This is a genomic window from Myroides odoratimimus, from assembly GCF_030326305.1.
In the GTDB taxonomy this organism is placed as follows: Bacteria; Bacteroidota; Bacteroidia; order Flavobacteriales; family Flavobacteriaceae; genus Flavobacterium; species Flavobacterium odoratimimum_A.
Map to the genome: position 1 here is coordinate 136,478 of NZ_JACAKB010000006.1, position 18,170 is coordinate 154,647.

Here is an 18,170-nt window from a genome sequence, read left to right on the forward strand (position 1 = left end):
TAAAAAGATATGAAAAAAATCACATTATTAGCGGTATTATTAGGAACAACATATTTCGCAAACGCACAAGTAGGGATCGGTACGCCGGACCCTGCTACTTCTGCAGAATTAGACATCGTAGCTAAGGCAGGAAATAAAGGTATTTTGATTCCTCGTGTTGCATTAAAAAATACAACAGAATTCCAAATGGCTGGTAAGGTTGCTGAGAGTACTAGCTTATTAGTATTTAATAAAACAGAAGTAAAGAATCAAGTACCTACAGGTTTTTACTACTGGGATGGTGCTAAATGGAATAGAATAGTAGGGAAAGAAGAGTTAGATACTGTAATTAAGAATTTAGGTGATAATATTACGAATATCACTACTAAATTAGAAAGTGACGTTAAGAATCTTCAAGCAGTAGTGAACTACATATTACCGTCTAACCCTGATAATAAGGATGATAAAGGAAATCCAGTAGTTACTGAAAAGCATACTACGATTGTTTATAATCCTGAGACTAAAGAAATGTTCTATGTGACTTATGATAATGGAAAGTATACGACTAATCAGATTGACATTACTAAGATGGTACAAGGAGTAGAAACTAATACTTTCTTTAAAGACATCAAAGACGCAAATGGTAAAACAACTGGCTATGTATATTTCAACGAAAAAACGATTGTAGAAGCTATTGATAAAGAAACCGATCCAGCTAAGATTAAAGATATACTTGATAAGTTAGATGGAAATACAAAAGGAGCTATCAAGATTGACGTTAAAGGAACTGTAGTAAACAACTTCAAAGAAATCTTAGAAGCACCTACTACAATCACTGTAACTACAAAAGATGGAGATAAAACTTTCACAACTGTAGAAGAGTATTTACAGTATATCTCTCAGTCTGCTGATGGTAATGTAATCTATAAAAATTTAGGAGATACTACTAACCCTAACTGGGTATTCCAATACTATGATAAAGCTACAGGAAAATATGAGACTATTGTTTTACGTGATTTAGTAGCAGAAACGGAGTCTAAAACTACTATTGTTACTTATGAAAATAAACAATACTATTTATCAGAAGCATATATTGTAGGAGGAGGAGAATTAGATGTGACTAAATGGACTGCAGTTCCAGCTGGAGCTATTCATGTAGATGTAGTAGGTGGAGTGATTAATAATATCGAAGAGATCTTAACGACTAAAGGAAATATCACTATCCAAGTAGGAGGAAAAGATATGAACTTTACATCTGTAGAAGAGTACTTGCAGTACATCACTCAGTTCTCAGAAGGTAATGTTATCTATAAGAATATCAGTACTGATTCAACAAAACCAAATTGGGTACTACAGTACTGGGACAATACTGCAAATGAGTACAAAACTATCAACCTAACAGATCTTGTTGCTTCAGTAGAAACTAAGACTAATATCCTTAGAGCAGAAGCTACAGCAGATAAGACATTATCTATCTATGAAGCTGTAGTAGCACCAGTACAAGATAATGTTAAGAAAGGAGAAATCTTCTATAAGTATAATAATGAAGATAAAGGGGAGCAATTCATCAATATGACGGCAGATATTATCTCTTCTATTAACAACAATGAAGAAGTGAAGAATGCATTGACTAATATCTTAAACCAAGGTGGTAACGTGTACTTCGGTGATCATGATAATGATGCAGCTACAGATAATGTATTCTATACAATGAAAATTGTAAATGGTAAAGAAGTGAAGACTCCTATTGAATTACCAGCTTCATTTTTATTAAAGATTATCAACGATTATAAAGAGGTAATTAAACAAGCTTTAGGAGATAATATCACAAACGAAGGAGATATCGTATTCACAGGGAATATCTATAATGGACGTCAAGTATTATTAGCTAAAGGAAGTACTAAAGCAAATGGAGAATCTGCTAGAACTGAAGGAGTAACATTAGAGAATGCTACAGGTGATAACGCTATCAATGGTGTGTTATCTATCAAAGTACTAAAAGCAGGTGTAGTAGTTACAGAATCAACAAAAGATGTTGTGGTATCAGGTACTAAGATCGACTTTAATATCGGTGTAGGAAATATCTATACAGCTTTACCAAAAGATACTTACGAAGTTGTAGTAGAGTACCTAGGTAAAGAGGTAAAGCCTACAACTCAACCATAATTTAAAAAACAACAAACAACAATTAATTCTTTTCAGAAAGGGAGAGGCTAAAGCCAACTCACAATAACGGCCTCTCCCTTTTATTAAATCAAACTCACATTATGAAAAAAATATATTTAAGTATAGCCATATCATTTCTTGCAACAGCTGGTTTTGCTCAGACTAAGATCGGTGTTGTTGGTAAATCTAACCCAGATGTAAACACGAATGCTATCTTAGAATTAGAAGCAGAGAATAAAGGTCTTCTTTTACCTCGTGTTGCGTTAACTGAAACTACGAAAGCAAATCCTCTAAGTGCTCACGTAAGCGGGATGACGGTGTATAATACAGCTACTGTAGCGGATGTTGTGCCGGGGTTTTATTATAACGATGGTTCGAAATGGCAACAGATGGTAACAACAGACAATAAAGCTGTGAAGTTCTTCTATATGCCTACGATCACTTTTGATACGAGTGTTCTTGGAGATGGTACAAAAGAACTATACGAAGAGTATAAAAAGCAGTTCACTATGCAGAGCGGAAATGCAGTAAAGAGTACTAGCGCACCAGCTGTTATTCCTCATTTTCCAGCAGCTAGTGATTTATACTACTATGTTACAGACTTTGATTCTGCTGTGTTTTCAGATATCGTTATAGATGATAATGGAGTAATGACTTACAAGATTATTGGTAATGGTACTCCTACTTCTATCATGAATATCGTATTCGTGGTAAAATAACTAACTAGTAAAAGTGATTCACTATGGTTAAGAAAAGAACACTCTTAGTAGTTTCTGGCTTGTGCTCTATAGCTACTATGGCACAGACAGTAAACAAGGGAGGGCTATATGTAAGCCCAGAAGGGATAATGTCTACACATTATGCCTTAGAGAATACAGATGAGGCGGACTTTAAAAATAACGGTACGCTATATGTCTATAATGATATTATAAACAACGGTGCTTTCTTTGATTATAAAGGGAAACTAGCACAAGGAACTACTATTTTTAAAAGTGATAAACAACAGACTGTATCAGGTAACAGTATCAGTAAGTTTAACAATGTAGTACTAAATAACACAGCGGATAATATTGCATTTAATGTTATTAATGATGTGGTAGTACAGGGTAAAGTAGACTTCCAAGACGGTATTGTCAATGTAGATGAGAAAGACGGGTCATTTACATTCTTAAAAGACGCAACGGCAGTTAATGCAAGTGATAATAGCTATATCCAAGGAACTGTAGACAAGGAAGGAAACAACGAGTTTGTGTTCCCTATTGGAGATAAGAAGTATTATCGAAACGCTACGATTACAGCGCCTAAAGAAGAAAAAGACATTTTCGTAGGGAGGTATAATTTAGATGATAAGAACTTCTTTACTTCTCATAAGCATAAGTCTGGTATAGTAGAGTTAGTAAACGAAAGAGAGTATTGGCTAGTAGACCGTAACTCTAATGCGAAGAGCGATGTTATCTTGACATTAGGTTGGCATGCAGATACTACTCCAGCAGAGTTATTAAAGACTCCAGAGAAGAACTTACGTATTCTTCGTTGGGATGCTAAGGATCAGCTTTGGGTAGATGAGGGAGGTATCGTAGATGTCGATAATAAGACAGTGACTACACCTACATCTGTACGTGGATACGGATTCTTTACATTAGGTACTGTGAATACAGATTTGATATTAGATGGAGACGTAGTGATCTATAATCTAGTAACGCCTAATGGAGATGGAGAGAATGATTTCTTCTTAATTGATAATATTAATCGTTTCCCTAATAATAAAGTTGAGATCTATAACCGTTGGGGAGTGAAGGTTTATGAGACTTCTAATTATGACAGTAATAATAACGTATTCAGAGGGTATTCTGATGGACGTGTTACAGTTAACTCTGGAGAGAAACTACCTACAGGAACTTATTATTATGTGATTAGCTATGAATACAGAAATGCTAGCGAAGCACATACAATTAGAAAATCAGGGTATCTACATTTAGACAACAACTAAGATTTTACGAATGACAATTAATAGAACAATAAGAAATATAAGTGTGTGTATGTTAACCTTGTTAGGAGCACAACAAATGCAAGCACAACAAGACCCACAGTACACACAGTATATGTATAATACCTCTAATATTAACCCTGCTTATGCAGGTACTAGAGGTAACCTAAGTATTTTCGGTAACTACCGTACACAGTGGGTTGGTTTAGATGGAGCGCCTAAGACAGCTAATCTGTCGGTGAGTACACCTCTAGGAGATTCAGGATTAGGATTAGGGGTGAACTATATGAATGATCGTATAGGAGCGATGGATGAGAATAATATCTCTGTAGACCTATCGTATGCTATCGATGTTAATCAAGACTATAAATTAGCATTTGGTTTAAAAGCTACGGCTAACTTACTGAATGTAGATTATACTCGTCTTAATATCTATAGTGGAAAAGACCCTGTAGCGATGACGAATATAGATAATCAATTCTCACCTAATATAGGGGCAGGTCTGTATCTATATTCTGAGAAGTCATATTTAGGATTGTCTGTACCTAACTTTTTGACTACAGATCGCTACGATGATAACGAGGTGACGACGATGCGTCAGAAAGCGCACTTCTACTTAATGGGAGGATATGTGTTTGAACTAAACCCTAGTTTGAAGTTTAAACCAGCTTTCTTAGCGAAGGCAGTTTCTGGGGCACCATTACAGATGGATCTGACAGCTAACTTCTTAATTATAGACAAGTTTACTGTAGGAGCAGCATATCGTTGGGATGCATCAGTTAGTGCATTAGCAGGATTCCAAGTGAATGATAACTTATTCGTAGGATATTCTTATGATGCAGATACGACTAAGTTAGCGAATTACAACTCTGGATCTCATGAGATATTCCTAAGATTCGATTTGTTTAATAATCGCACTCGTATGAATACACCAAGATTCTTTTAACGAAAACTATAAAGTATGAAAAAGAAGGTTATTAAGTTTTTCTCAATAGCCTCTTTTTTCTTAATAACGGTAGGGGCAGTAGCTCAGACTAGTAAGGAGAAAAAAGCGGATAAGAGCTTTGACTACTATGAGTATGTCAATGCGATCGAAATCTATGAGAAAATTATAAATAAAGGGTACAAAAGTGTTAATACACTTACTAAGTTAGCAGATGCTTATTACTTTAAAGGTGAGCTAAAGACTGCTCATAAGTGGTACGAAGAGTTATTTATTTTTGCAGAACAAGAAGGACATAAACTACCATCAGAGTACTACTATAGATATGCGCAGACGCTGCGTTCTATAGAGGATTATAAAAAGGCAGATGAGTATGTAAGTCGCTTTGCTGAATTAGAGAAGAGCGACAGTAGAGGTATATTATTCGAAGAAAAGAAAGATACTTACTTAAAGGAGATTAATGCCATGATACAGCGTTATGATCTGAAAGTACTGCCTATTAATAGTGTGTATTCTGACTATGGATCGAGTATCTTAGGAGACCAATTAGTTTTTGCATCTGCTAGAGAAACAGAACATGGAGGTAGAGTACATAAGTGGACTAATGAAGCATTCACTACTCTATACAGTACGGTGATCAGTAAAGACGGTAGTTTTAGCGAGCCTGAGCCTTTGGATAAGTTTGGAAATGCAAAGGTCAACGTAGCATCAGCTATTTTTACTAAAGATGGTAAGACGATGTACTTCACGAGTAATAACTTTAAGAAGAAAAAGAAAGTTCACAATGAAGATTATTACATCTTATTGAAGTTATATAAATCTACTTTAAATGAAGATGGAGTATGGACAGAAGCTGTAGAGTTACCATTTAACTCAGATAATTTTAATACTGCTCATCCTGCTTTATCTCCAGATGAGAGATGGTTATACTTTGCTTCTGATAGAAGTGGTACACTAGGAGAGTCTGATATCTATAGAGTCTTTATAGAAGAAGACGGAAGCTATGGTACCCCTGAGAACTTAGGGGCTAGAATTAATACAGAAGGGCGTGAGACATTCCCTTTTATCTCTAAGGATAACTATCTCTACTTCTCATCAGATGGACGTCCAGGGCTAGGAGGGTTAGACGTATATATGGCTAAGCTAAATGTGGATAATACCTTCGGTAAGGTAGCGAGTGTAGGTGCTCCTATTAACAGTTCTTCAGATGACTTTGCATTCTATATCAATGATAAAAATAGAAAAGGATTTATCAGTTCTAATCGTGAGGGAGGAGTAGGAAGTGATGATATTTATTTCTTCCAAGTAGTAGACTGTAAGCAGCAGATAGAAGGAAAGGTGTTCAATACGAGTACAAAAGAACCGATAGCGAATGCCACAGTAGTATTATATGATAATGCGTATAAAGAACTAGCTACGATCACTACAGATGCGAAGGGATATTATCTTACAGAAGCTTTAGACTGTAATTATAAGTTTAGATTAAAGGCTAGTGCAGATAAGTTTTTGACAGCAGAGGTATCTACGGTATTAGGACGAGAGTTTAATGTATCTAAGACGGTGGATATAGGACTAGATCCTATAGTTGAAAAAATAGAGAAAGATGATGATTTATTTAAGAAATTGAAGTTAGATCCTATCTATTTTGACTTTGATAAAGCGACTATTCGACCTGATGCAGCAGTAGAGCTAGCGAAGGTAGTAGAAGTGCTTAATATGTATCCTAAACTGAAGATAGATGTGCGTTCGCATACAGATAGTAGAGGTAATGATGCTTATAATATGAAGTTGTCTGACCGAAGAGCTAAATCAACGATAGCTTGGATGGTAAAACAAGGAATAGAAGAAGATCGTATCAAGGGTAAAGGGTATGGAGAATCACAGTTAGTTAATAAATGTGCTAATAAAGTACCATGTACTATTAAAGAGCATCAAGAAAATAGAAGAAGTGAGTTTATTATTCTGAATATAGAATAACACTGTTTCGGTTAGTAATTTTAAAAAAGCCAGTTTGTGATGACAGACTGGCTTTTTACTTTTTTAGTCAAATGTCATAGAACGGACAGAAAGGAATGATTCTATAGCCCTATTAGAGTGAGGTTGTTTTGTAATTCTATTCTTCAGTACTCTCCCTTCAATACCGCTACAAGATCTCTTCAAGACTTCTTCAAGAAAACAGGCTTGAACTAGAGCAATCTTGTCGTATTGTTGAAGAAGTGTTGAAGGAATTCAGACAAAGGCTTGTATATACTAGGATAGAGAGGTATTCGTGTATTATCTATTTTTGAAGTGTTCTATATTTAATGTTTTTATAGTTAGATGTTTATGTTTTTTTAGAGGCTTTTTTTTAAGGAAAAAAACACTATACTTTTTTTCAAAAAGAAGTGTAAATGGATGATATGAAGGATAAATATCAAAAAAAGAGGGTATAAAACGTCTTTTACACTAGGTAAGTACGTCATAACTCATTAAAAATGAAAAAAAGAGATAAGAATTATTCACAACAGAATGAAATAGGATTCGAAGATAGGGTGATGATTATCTCATATACTATTTCAACAAAAAAACCACCTGTTTAGAGGTGGTTTTCATATAGATAATAGATTGATTATTTTTCTATTGTTTGGTATACTTTAAGAGCTTGTTTTAAGATCTCAGCTGAGCGGATTAAGTCTTCTTTTTTAAGAACATAAGCCATACGAGCTTCGTTTAATCCTACACCTGGTGTAGAGTAGAATCCTGCAGCAGGAGCGATCATTACAGTCTCTCCATTTAGGTCATACTCTTCTAATAACCATTTAGCGAAGTTATCAGCATTCTTAATAGGGAACTTAGCTACACAGTAGAAAGAACCATGTGGCATAGTCACTTGAACACCTTCTATCTGTTGAAGCGCAGTGATGAATACATCTCTTCTCTCTTTGTACTCCGTGATTACTTCATCGAAGTAAGATTTAGGAGTGTCTAGAGCAGCCTCAGCAGCGATTTGTTCAAAAGTAGGAGGAGATAGACGCGCCTGAGCAAATTTCATTGCTGCAGCCATAAGCTCTTTGTTTTTAGAAACGATACATCCTATACGAGCACCACACATACTGTAACGCTTAGATACAGAGTCAATCATGATCGCGTGATTCGCTAATTCTGGGATGCTCATCACAGAGATATGCTTATATCCATCATAAGCGAACTCTCTATATACTTCATCAGCGATTAAGAATAGATCGTGTTTAACCACTAGATCTGTTAACTGTTTCATCTCTTGTTCTGAATATAAATAACCAGTAGGATTACCAGGATTACAGATTAAGATCGCTTTGGTCTTAGGAGTGATTAGTTTTTCGAATTCTGATATAGCAGGTAATGCAAATCCATCATTGATAGAAGACATTACAGGTACGATGTTTACTCCATTAGAAGTAGAGAATCCATTATAGTTAGCATAGAATGGCTCAGGGATGATGATTTCGTCACCTTGGTCCATTGTACTTCCTAAAGCGAATAATAATGCTTCAGATCCACCAGTAGTAACGATAATATCTGCTACATCTACATTAAGATTTTGGTCTTGATAGTGTTTAGCTAACTTTATTCTATAACTTTCGATTCCTGCAGAGTGGCTATATTCTAATACTTCGAAGTTAGCTTCTTTTACAGCTTTAAGAGCTCCTTCAGGTGTTTTAATATCAGGTTGTCCTATATTTAAGTGGTATACATGGTGTCCTTTTTGCTTTGCTACCTCTGCAAAAGGGACTAATTTTCTGATAGGTGATTCAGGCATTTGAAGCCCTTTGTTTGAAATCTTTGGCATAGTTTTGAAATTTAAATAAACATAGTAACTCTCTAAATCAATATTGGATTAGAAATCAATAATCCTCTAGAATATTACTATCGCAAATGTAACTTATTTTATGCAAAAATTTGCAACAAATTGATTACTAAATATTAAGTTAAATATACTGAATTACTGGGCTTTTTGGTTATTTTTGTTGCACTATTAAAACAACATATTAACAACTCATGGATAAAAAAATAATATCTTTTTTTTCTTCGACACGGTTAATGGCGGTTCTTTTTATAGTTTATGCTGTAGCATTAGCTCTAGGAACCTTCATCGAAGATCGTTATAACACAACTACTGCCCGTATTTTAATATATAATACTAAATGGTTCGAGTTTATTATGTTTGTTTTCTTGATTAACTTTATAGGAAATATTAAGAAATACAGACTACTGAGCAAGGAGAAGTGGGCGACATTACTACTGCATGCGGCTTTTATTTTAATTTTATTAGGAGCTTTCATTACTCGTTATATTAGTTTCGAGGGAATGATGCCTATTAGAGAAGGGGAGACGGCAGATAGTATTTTTTCTGATAAAACTTTCCTTACTGTTATGACAGATGGTGAGTATGAAGGGGAACAACGTAGACGTACGTATGAGAGACCAATATTATTCTCTCCTGTGACGAATAATCACTTTAAAGTAAGAGAAGACTTTAATGGTATCGATTACGAGATAGAGTATAAAGATTTTATCATGGGAGCTACTGAGGCAATAGCAGAAGATCCTAATGGAAAAATGTTCTTAAAATTAGTAGAGTCTGGTGATGGAGATCGTCATGAACATTTCTTAGAAGAAGGAAAAGTTGTGAGTATCCACAATGTATTATTCTCATTGAATAAGCCTACTGATGGAGCAATCAATATCACAAAAGAAGGGGATGAGTTCTTTTTAGATACACCTTTTGGAGGAACGTATATGGTGATGGCAACACAGGCGACAGGTGATGTAGTAGCTGGTACAAAAGCTCCTCTGAACTTTAGATCATTATATAATATGGCAGGAACACAGTTCGTTATTCCAGAAATGCCTATTAAAGGAAAGATGGTTCTAGAGTCTGATGGTGACTTTAAGAATAAAAGAAATACGGATGCTTTAGTTCTTACTGTTCGTTCTCAAGGAAAAGAGGAGGAAGTAACGCTAATGGGTAAAGCAGGAAGAATGGGAGAACCTCAGTCATTTAAACTAGGTGACTTAGAGTTTACGATGATGTATGGTAGTAAAGTGTATACTACACCGTTCCAAATCAAGTTAAATAAATTCATTGCTGAGAAATATCCTGGTACAGAGAGTAGCTATGCTTCATTCGAAAGTCAGGTGACTGTATTAGACGGAGCAGAGAACTTCGATGCACGTATCTATATGAACAATATTCTAGATTATAAAGGATACCGATTCTTCCAGGCAGAGTTCGATAGAGATGAGAAAGGAACTATCCTATCTGTGAACCATGACTTCTGGGGAACGTGGATTACTTATATAGGGTACTTCTTACTATATGTAGGATTAATAGTAATCTTATTCGATAAGAATACAAGATTTGGTGATTTGAAACGAAAATTAGATAAAGTTAGAGAGAAGAAAGCTTCTATACTTACGATGTTGTTCTTGTTCTTATCAGTAGGAGCATTCGCACAACATAATCACGAGACACCTACACGTCCTAATCAGGTAGTGATAGATTCGCTGATCAAGAGTACTGCTGTAGATAAAGAACATGCAGCAAGATTCGGAGAATTGGTTATTCAGGACTTTGGTGGTCGTATGAAACCAGTGAATACTTTTGCTTCAGAATTATTGCGTAAAGTATATAAAGGAGAAAACTATAAAGGATTAAATCCTGATCAGGTGTTTCTATCGATGACTCAGTTCACAGTAGCTCAACAATTACAAGGAGCACCTAACTACTGGTATTATGCAGAATTGATAAAACTACCTAGAGGGAATGATAAAATACTAGAGGCATTAAAGCTGCCTAAAGGTGCTAAGTATGCGGCGTTTATTGATTTCTTTGATGAAAATGGTAATTATAGATTAGCAAAAGTAGTAGAAGATGCTAATCACTCTGCTGTTAAAAATCAGTTTGAGAAAGACTATTTAGATTTGGATTCTAAGATGGCTCTATTGAATGCAGCATTCACTACACGTAGCCTTACGATATTCCCTATACCTGGTCACGATAATGATAAATGGGTATCTCCATTAGAATTAAACGAGGCTGGTCTTAAAGGAATGGATTCTACATTCACGAAGAGCATATTGCCTAGAATGTATGTTCCAGCGTTATTTGAGGCAAAACAATCAGGGGACTATGCGAAGGCAGATGAGTTCTTACAGAGTATTAAAACGTATCAGAATGCTTATGGTAAAACTGTAATACCTTCTGAGAAAAAGATTCATTTCGAAATCCAATATAATAAGTACGATATATTTAAGACACTATATAGTTACTATATGTTAGCTGCTGTGTTCTTATTCATCTTCATTATATCAGAGATATTAAAACCAAGACGTATTAATAAGACGATGATAAAAATTGGTAGCTGGGCTACAGTCTTATTATTCGGTATCCATACATTAGGATTAGCTGTGAGATGGTATGTATCAGGGCACGCTCCATGGAGTGATGCGTATGAGTCAGTTATCTACGTGGCATGGGCAACTACATTATTTGGGTTGATTTTTGGGCGTAAGTCTGAGTTAACAATTGCTTCAACAGCATTCGTGGCCGCTATAGTATTATGGGGAGCACATCTAAACTTTATGGATCCTGCGATTGGTAATTTACAACCAGTATTGAATTCATATTGGCTGATTATCCACGTAGCAGTTATCGTAGGTAGTTATGGTCCATTCACATTAGGTATGATATTAGGAATAGTGACTCTATTCTTAATGATTCTTACCAATGATAAGAATAAGAAGAAAATGGATCTTAATATTAAGGAGTTGACTTATATTAATGAGATGACATTAACGGTAGGTCTAGTTCTATTAACTATTGGTAACTTCTTAGGAGGTCAATGGGCTAATGAGAGCTGGGGACGCTACTGGGGATGGGATCCTAAAGAGACATGGGCATTAATTAGTATTATGATTTATGCTTTTGTGATCCATGCCAGATTAGTGCCTGCTATGCGAGGTACATGGTTATATAATGTATTCAGTGTAGTAGCGTATTATTCAATTATGATGACTTACTTCGGTGTTAACTTCTACTTAAGTGGATTACACTCTTATGCATCAGGAGATAAAGTGATCACACCTACTGCTGTATGGTGGTCATTAGGATTTGTGATAGTATTAAGTGTCTTCTCTTATATTAAATATAAAAAGTACTTGAAGAAATAGTATTCTCTAAGTAGAATATAATCTAAAGCCCAGCTTCTTTTAGAAGCTGGGCTTTTTTTGTTTTTATATCTGATTCAAGAGTAGAATTGTGATATAGAAGGAGAAACTACGATATGTATTACATATTATATAGGTATAATTAACTATATTGTGAATAGTTTCTTTATTTTAGAAAAATTAGTGTTTTAATTTTCTTAAAAAATATAATTTTCTGTTTAATGTGGTTTTTAAAGGTGAAATATTTAAAATGTTTAGTTTTGTTTTGTGTTTTATATACATCTTTTCTGAGTAAAATTTAAATATATATACAAAAACTTCTCTTGTTGTAGTATATTTTCTAAATAAGGTTAAATTGTGTGAGTAATAATCAAATTTTAACATTTGATGTTTGTTAAGTCGTTTTTTTATAACTTTGTAGTACAAACTGTTTAAGATTTTAGGTTAAAGCTTATTGTCTATATAGGATGTTATGATTTGATTAACGATTTGGGGAAAATGTGATCACTTCAGATTAATTAGTAAAATATTTTAAATAAATTTTTTTAAACATGAAAAAGAAAATTACTACTCTGTTTTTGTTAGCTCTAGGAGCTGGTATGTATGCACAGACTCCTGATCCTATTGGTATGGGGGTTGGTACTGCATTAGTACCTAATAAAAGTGCAATATTAGATATTGCTGCGAGTAAGAAAGGGGTCTTGATTCCTAGAGTTGCTTTAAATGATGTTAAAGTATTTGGTTTAGAAGGGGATTCTAAAACTGAAAGTATGTTGGTCTTTAATGATAAAGGTACTGCTGCAAAAGGATTCTATTATTGGACTAATAATACTACGACTCCTGCAGAAAGTAAATGGGAACTTATTACTTCTGAATCTGTATTAAATCAAAAAATAGATGAACTTAAGAATTATGTTGATACAGAAATAAAAAAGATAACTAATATAGTAGATGGTGCTAACCTAAGTTATTTAGTTGCTTTTAATCCTACTGGAGGAGCAAATGGTAAAGGAGAGTTTTCTTATTTAGTTCCTGATGGTAGCGGAGGGTATACTCAAAAAGCAATTACATTTGCTGAGTTAATCGCCTTATCTGAGACTAAAACTTTTATGAAAGCAGAGATGCATAAAATAAAAGATCCAAATGATGAAACTGGTAAAACTGAAGTTGAAGTAGTAAAAGCTTATTACTATTTCAATGAAGATGCAGTTAACGCCTGGTTAATTGCTGGAAATGATATTAAAGATATTAATGACCCAGTTAAGGGGATTCCTTTTACTTCAGGATTTAAAATCGACGTAGTAGGTACTGTAAGTTCTAACTTAGAACAAGTATTTAATGATAATCGTAAGTTTATTGATAAATTTATTACTAAATCTGAAGGGAATGTTTTTGCTGAAGTAGTTAATAATGAAGTTAAGTTATACTATATTGACAAAACTAATGGTAAAACTGAAGTGAATTTCAATACTTTAGAAACAAAAACTAATATTCAGAAAACGATTGTTGACGCTTCTGGGAAAGAGGGAACTTATACAGATGCTACATTAGGAACTCTTAAAGAAGGTCAAATACTATTTAAATACAAATCTGAAGAATTAGATGCTAATCAGCAGCCTGTAAATTATTATTTAAATATTACAGAAGAGGTTAAAAATTCATTTAATCATCAAGATATCAAAGACGAGTTAAATAGATATTTGACTCAAGGAGGTAATGTTTACTATGGTGAAATCACTACAGGTGATGGTAAATTCGTGTTATATCATTTAATTGATAATGGTGATGGAACATTTACAAAAAAACCAATTGATATTAGTGAAAACATAATCGAAACGATTAAAACTAATGATAAAGTAACAGAGTTAATCAAGGAAAAAACAAAAGAAATCGTTGAGAACAATGTAACAACAGAAACAGGAGAAGTTATCGGTGGGTTTAAAGTATTTAAAACTATTGTAAGCGCATCTGTTGTACAAGGTGAAACTAGTGATGGAACTAAAGTTGATTATAATACGACATTTAGTGAGTCAATTAAATTAGAAAAATTTAGTTGATTATTGAACGTTGAGATTTTAGATGATAAAGGACAAGTAGTGTTGACAACTGTCACAGATGTTAAAGCAGGTAGTGCTGATCAAGGTAAAACACCTGTTGAGTTTAGATTTGGTGTTGGTAAAATGTATGCTCCATTAGCTTCAGGTAAACAATATGATGTGATCTTAAGATATATATCTGATGAGAAATTTACACCTACTAAATAGTCCTAAATAATTTAAAAAAATAACTTTAATAAGAAATTATAATGAAAAAACAAATATATACAGTATTAGCATTAGCATTATGTTTAGGTGCTTTTGCTCAAGAGAAACCAGGAGTAGGTATCAATACAAAAAGAGTAGATAAAAGTGCTATTCTAGACGTTGTGGCTGAAAAAAAAGGGGTTTTAATTCCTAGAATTGCTTTAAATGATGTGACTGTTTTCGGTTTAGATGGTGATTCTAAAAAAGAAAGTATGTTAGTTTACAATGAAAATGGTACTGCTGCAAAAGGATTCTATTATTGGACTAATAATACTACGACTCCTGCAGAAAGTAAATGGGAACTTATTACTTCTGAATCTGTATTAAATCAAAAAATAGATGAACTTAAGAATTATGTTGATACAGAAATAAAAAAGATAACTAATATAGTAGATGGTGCTAACCTAAGTTATTTAGTTGCTTTTAATCCTACTGGAGGAGCAAATGGTAAAGGAGAGTTTTCTTATTTAGTTCCTGATGGTAGCGGAGGGTATACTCAAAAAGCAATTACATTTGCTGAGTTAATCGCCTTATCTGAGACTAAAACTTTTATGAAAGCAGAGATGCATAAAATAAAAGATCCAAATGATGAAACTGGTAAAACTGAAGTTGAAGTAGTAAAAGCTTATTACTATTTCAATGAAGATGCAGTTAACGCCTGGTTAATTGCTGGAAATGATATTAAAGATATTAATGACCCAGTTAAGGGGATTCCTTTTACTTCAGGATTTAAAATCGACGTAGTAGGTACTGTAAGTTCTAACTTAGAACAAGTATTTAATGATAATCGTAAGTTTATTGATAAATTTATTACTAAATCTGAAGGGAATGTTTTTGCTGAAGTAGTTAATAATGAAGTTAAGTTATACTATATTGACAAAACTAATGGTAAAACTGAAGTGAATTTCAATACTTTAGAAACAAAAACTAATATTCAGAAAACGATTGTTGACGCTTCTGGGAAAGAGGGAACTTATACAGATGCTACATTAGGAACTCTTAAAGAAGGTCAAATACTATTTAAATACAAATCTGAAGAATTAGATGCTAATCAGCAGCCTGTAAATTATTATTTAAATATTACAGAAGAGGTTAAAAATTCATTTAATCATCAAGATATCAAAGACGAGTTAAATAGATATTTGACTCAAGGAGGTAATGTTTACTATGGTGAAATCACTACAGGTGATGGTAAATTCGTGTTATATCATTTAATTGATAATGGTGATGGAACATTTACAAAAAAACCAATTGATATTAGTGAAAACATAATCGAAACGATTAAAACTAATGATAAAGTAACAGAGTTAATCAATGAGAAAACAAAAGTTGTAGTGACTACAGAAACTAATGTACCTACTGGGGAAGTTATCAATGGATATACTGTATATAAAGGTACTGCAGAGATACTTGTTAACCATGCGGATGGTTATGATTCTGAATTAGCTGCTAATACTTATGTAGTTACTAAACCAATGAAATTTGTAGTAGATGACGCAACTAAGAAAGGTTCTTGGGTTGAGAATAAAGCTGATAAATTTGGTAGATTACTTAAAGCATCAGTATTAGATAAAAATGGACAAGTATTATTCACTACAGTTACAGATGTAACTTCACCTGGTGATAATCAATTTAGATTTGCTTTTGGTGTTGGAAACAGTTATTATCCATTACCTAATGATAAATATGAGGTTGTTTTTGAATATCTTGGGGCAACAAAACAATAATAAAAAAAGTTAAGCACTATGAGAAAGTATTTAATAGCATGTGCTGCTCTATTTGGTATGTCCTATATAGGACATGCCCAAGTAGGGGTTGGTACACTAAGTCCTTCTGAGAGTACTGTCTTAGACATACACGCTAAGGATAGAGGGGGGCTTTTTCCAAGAGTTCATTTAAAAGATTTGAATGAATTAGATCCTGTTATTGGAAAAAAAGGAGACTTAAAGATTAAAGGATTAGTTGTATTTAATATTAATCCTAATCCTAATTTACAAGATAAAGATCTTGCTGGAAAATCTGAAGGGTTTTATGTGTGGTCTGGTACATCTTGGGATAGATTAACAACACGAAGTGAAATTTTAAAGCTAATTGGAGATAACAATAGTAATCAATCTCTAGAAGAAATTTGGGCGGTCATTAATCAACTTATTAATCAAACTAAACCTGGAGAATCTTTGAAAGGAACTTCTGTCGTGTTGTATGATTTTGATAAAGAGCAATTTTATACATTAGTTAAAGATGATAAAGATAACGTTGTTAGTTCTGAGGTTGTTGACTTAACGAATGTAATCCAAAAGGCAGAAACAAAATCTTTAATTAATAGAGGAGAAGTTATTGCTGATGGGCAAAAACCAGAATTAGTTAAATCTTTAAATTATGACCAGACAAAGTTGAAGAAAGGTCAGATTTTTTATGAGTATTTAGGAGAAGAGAGAGATAAAGATGGAAAGCAAATTCCTTTTTATCTTGATATAACTGGAGATGTTAAGAAAACCATTACTAATAATCAAGAGGTACAACAAATTTTTGAAGAAACAGTAAATAAGTTTTTGACAGAAGGAGGTAATGTATTTTATGGTGATCATGATGAAGATGGAAATGCTGTTACTGAAGATGTTTTATATTCTTATGTAATCAATAATACGACAGGTAAGAGAGAAAAAAAGATTATTAATATAACAGAAACGCTTCGTGAAATATTAAAGAATGAAAACTTTATAAAAGAACTTAAAGAAGCTGTTAGTTATAATATTAGTAGTGCCATTACACAAACAAATATTAAGTATGAAGGTAAAGTAGTTAATGTGTTTTCAAGCACAGCAACTGTTAACTCTCTAGACGCTGAGGTTGTTGGTGTAGAATTTCCTGATGAAGTAGGTATTAAAGCACTTAACATTTTTGATATCAAATTGTATAGTTTAGAAGGAAAATTGATAACTGTAGGTATTACAGATATTAAGTATGATGGAGGGTTACTAGATTTTTCTTTAGGTAGTGGAGGGTTATATACACCAATTACTGCTGGTTCATACAAGGTAGTTGTTCAGTTTACAAAGTAAAACTTATAACAAAGAGTAGTAAAAAGCCTCTAGACATTGTCTAAAGGCTTTCTCTTTTAAATAAAAAAGGTCTCAAAAATATTTTTTGAGACCTTTTTTATGTTATTTAACTTGGTAAGTACCTATCGGTGTTATGTAGTTTTTATAGATGAAGTCTACTCTTCCATTACCTGCATCTTTAGGGATTTCAAAGTGTACTTCTGTTGGTGTTACTTTGAAAATATATGCAGGAGTTGGTGTGTCTGATGCTCCAGGTTGTAATGCACGAGTTCCTTTTTCAGCATTTGTTTTTTTACTTGGTAATTTTTTAGTAAAATTGATTGTGTATTCTCCAGCTTTACTTTCATCAAAACCTTTTCCTTTTAAAATAGCTGTATCCCCAGGTTGTTTATTTGAGAAATCAACATTGTTTATTTGCTCAGGGTATCCTGTAGGTTTTGGGTCATTCTTACTATTGTCATCACTAGAACAGCTTACAACGCTCAAAGAGATTGAGGTAATAAGGAATAAAAAAAGTTTTTTCATAAAATTGATTAGTTAAT

The 18,170-nt window shown here is 33.5% G+C and carries 12 protein-coding genes; 10 read left to right on the plus strand and 2 right to left on the minus strand.

Going from position 1 to position 18,170, the window contains the following annotated elements; all coding sequences use genetic code 11:
* The first annotated feature begins 9 nt into the window (after positions 1–9).
* The 5 genes from HX049_RS06960 (at position 10) to HX049_RS06980 (ending at position 7,052) form a co-directional block, all read left to right on the plus strand.
* Entirely contained in the window at positions 10–2,145 is a 2,136-nt protein-coding gene (locus tag HX049_RS06960; RefSeq protein WP_059051637.1) for a hypothetical protein, read from the plus strand.
* 101 nt (positions 2,146–2,246) lie between these two features.
* The gene (locus tag HX049_RS06965; RefSeq protein ID WP_039330248.1) at positions 2,247–2,864 is read left to right on the plus strand and encodes a hypothetical protein; all 618 of its coding nucleotides are present in this window, start codon (positions 2,247–2,249) and stop codon (positions 2,862–2,864) included.
* A gap of 23 nt (positions 2,865–2,887) precedes the next feature.
* Positions 2,888–4,135, plus strand: a complete 1,248-nt coding sequence (locus tag HX049_RS06970) for a gliding motility-associated C-terminal domain-containing protein (protein WP_039330246.1) — start codon at positions 2,888–2,890, stop codon at positions 4,133–4,135.
* Positions 4,136–4,145: 10 nt separating this feature from the next.
* Positions 4,146–5,078: a PorP/SprF family type IX secretion system membrane protein gene (locus HX049_RS06975; protein ID WP_006265791.1), complete on the plus strand. Its 933-nt coding sequence runs from the start codon at positions 4,146–4,148 to the stop codon at positions 5,076–5,078.
* 15 nt (positions 5,079–5,093) lie between these two features.
* Positions 5,094–7,052 carry an OmpA family protein gene (locus tag HX049_RS06980; protein ID WP_059051639.1) on the plus strand — a complete coding sequence of 653 codons (1,959 nt, stop codon included), beginning with the start codon at positions 5,094–5,096 and terminating at the stop codon, positions 7,050–7,052.
* A gap of 631 nt (positions 7,053–7,683) precedes the next feature.
* Here the strand turns inward: HX049_RS06980 and HX049_RS06985 are convergent.
* Positions 7,684–8,883, minus strand: a complete 1,200-nt coding sequence (locus HX049_RS06985; RefSeq protein WP_006258502.1) for a pyridoxal phosphate-dependent aminotransferase — start codon at positions 8,881–8,883, stop codon at positions 7,684–7,686.
* A gap of 209 nt (positions 8,884–9,092) precedes the next feature.
* Between HX049_RS06985 and ccsA the strand changes: the two genes are divergently transcribed.
* The 5 genes from ccsA (at position 9,093) to HX049_RS07010 (ending at position 17,628) form a co-directional block, all read left to right on the plus strand.
* The gene (gene ccsA / locus HX049_RS06990; RefSeq protein WP_006258501.1) at positions 9,093–12,266 is read left to right on the plus strand and encodes a cytochrome c biogenesis protein CcsA; all 3,174 of its coding nucleotides are present in this window, start codon (positions 9,093–9,095) and stop codon (positions 12,264–12,266) included.
* Between the two features lie 548 nt (positions 12,267–12,814).
* Positions 12,815–14,320: a hypothetical protein gene (locus HX049_RS06995; protein ID WP_286415049.1), complete on the plus strand. Its 1,506-nt coding sequence runs from the start codon at positions 12,815–12,817 to the stop codon at positions 14,318–14,320.
* 3 nt (positions 14,321–14,323) lie between these two features.
* Positions 14,324–14,527 carry a hypothetical protein gene (locus HX049_RS07000; RefSeq protein WP_016361638.1) on the plus strand — a complete coding sequence of 68 codons (204 nt, stop codon included), beginning with the start codon at positions 14,324–14,326 and terminating at the stop codon, positions 14,525–14,527.
* 41 nt (positions 14,528–14,568) lie between these two features.
* The gene (locus HX049_RS07005) at positions 14,569–16,293 is read left to right on the plus strand and encodes a hypothetical protein (protein WP_286415050.1); all 1,725 of its coding nucleotides are present in this window, start codon (positions 14,569–14,571) and stop codon (positions 16,291–16,293) included.
* An 18-nt stretch (positions 16,294–16,311) separates the two neighbouring features.
* Positions 16,312–17,628 carry a hypothetical protein gene (locus HX049_RS07010; protein ID WP_006258497.1) on the plus strand — a complete coding sequence of 439 codons (1,317 nt, stop codon included), beginning with the start codon at positions 16,312–16,314 and terminating at the stop codon, positions 17,626–17,628.
* A 102-nt stretch (positions 17,629–17,730) separates the two neighbouring features.
* Here the strand turns inward: HX049_RS07010 and HX049_RS07015 are convergent, their stop codons facing one another.
* Entirely contained in the window at positions 17,731–18,153 is a 423-nt protein-coding gene (locus HX049_RS07015) for a hypothetical protein (RefSeq protein ID WP_006258496.1), read from the minus strand.
* Positions 18,154–18,170: the final 17 nt, after the last annotated feature.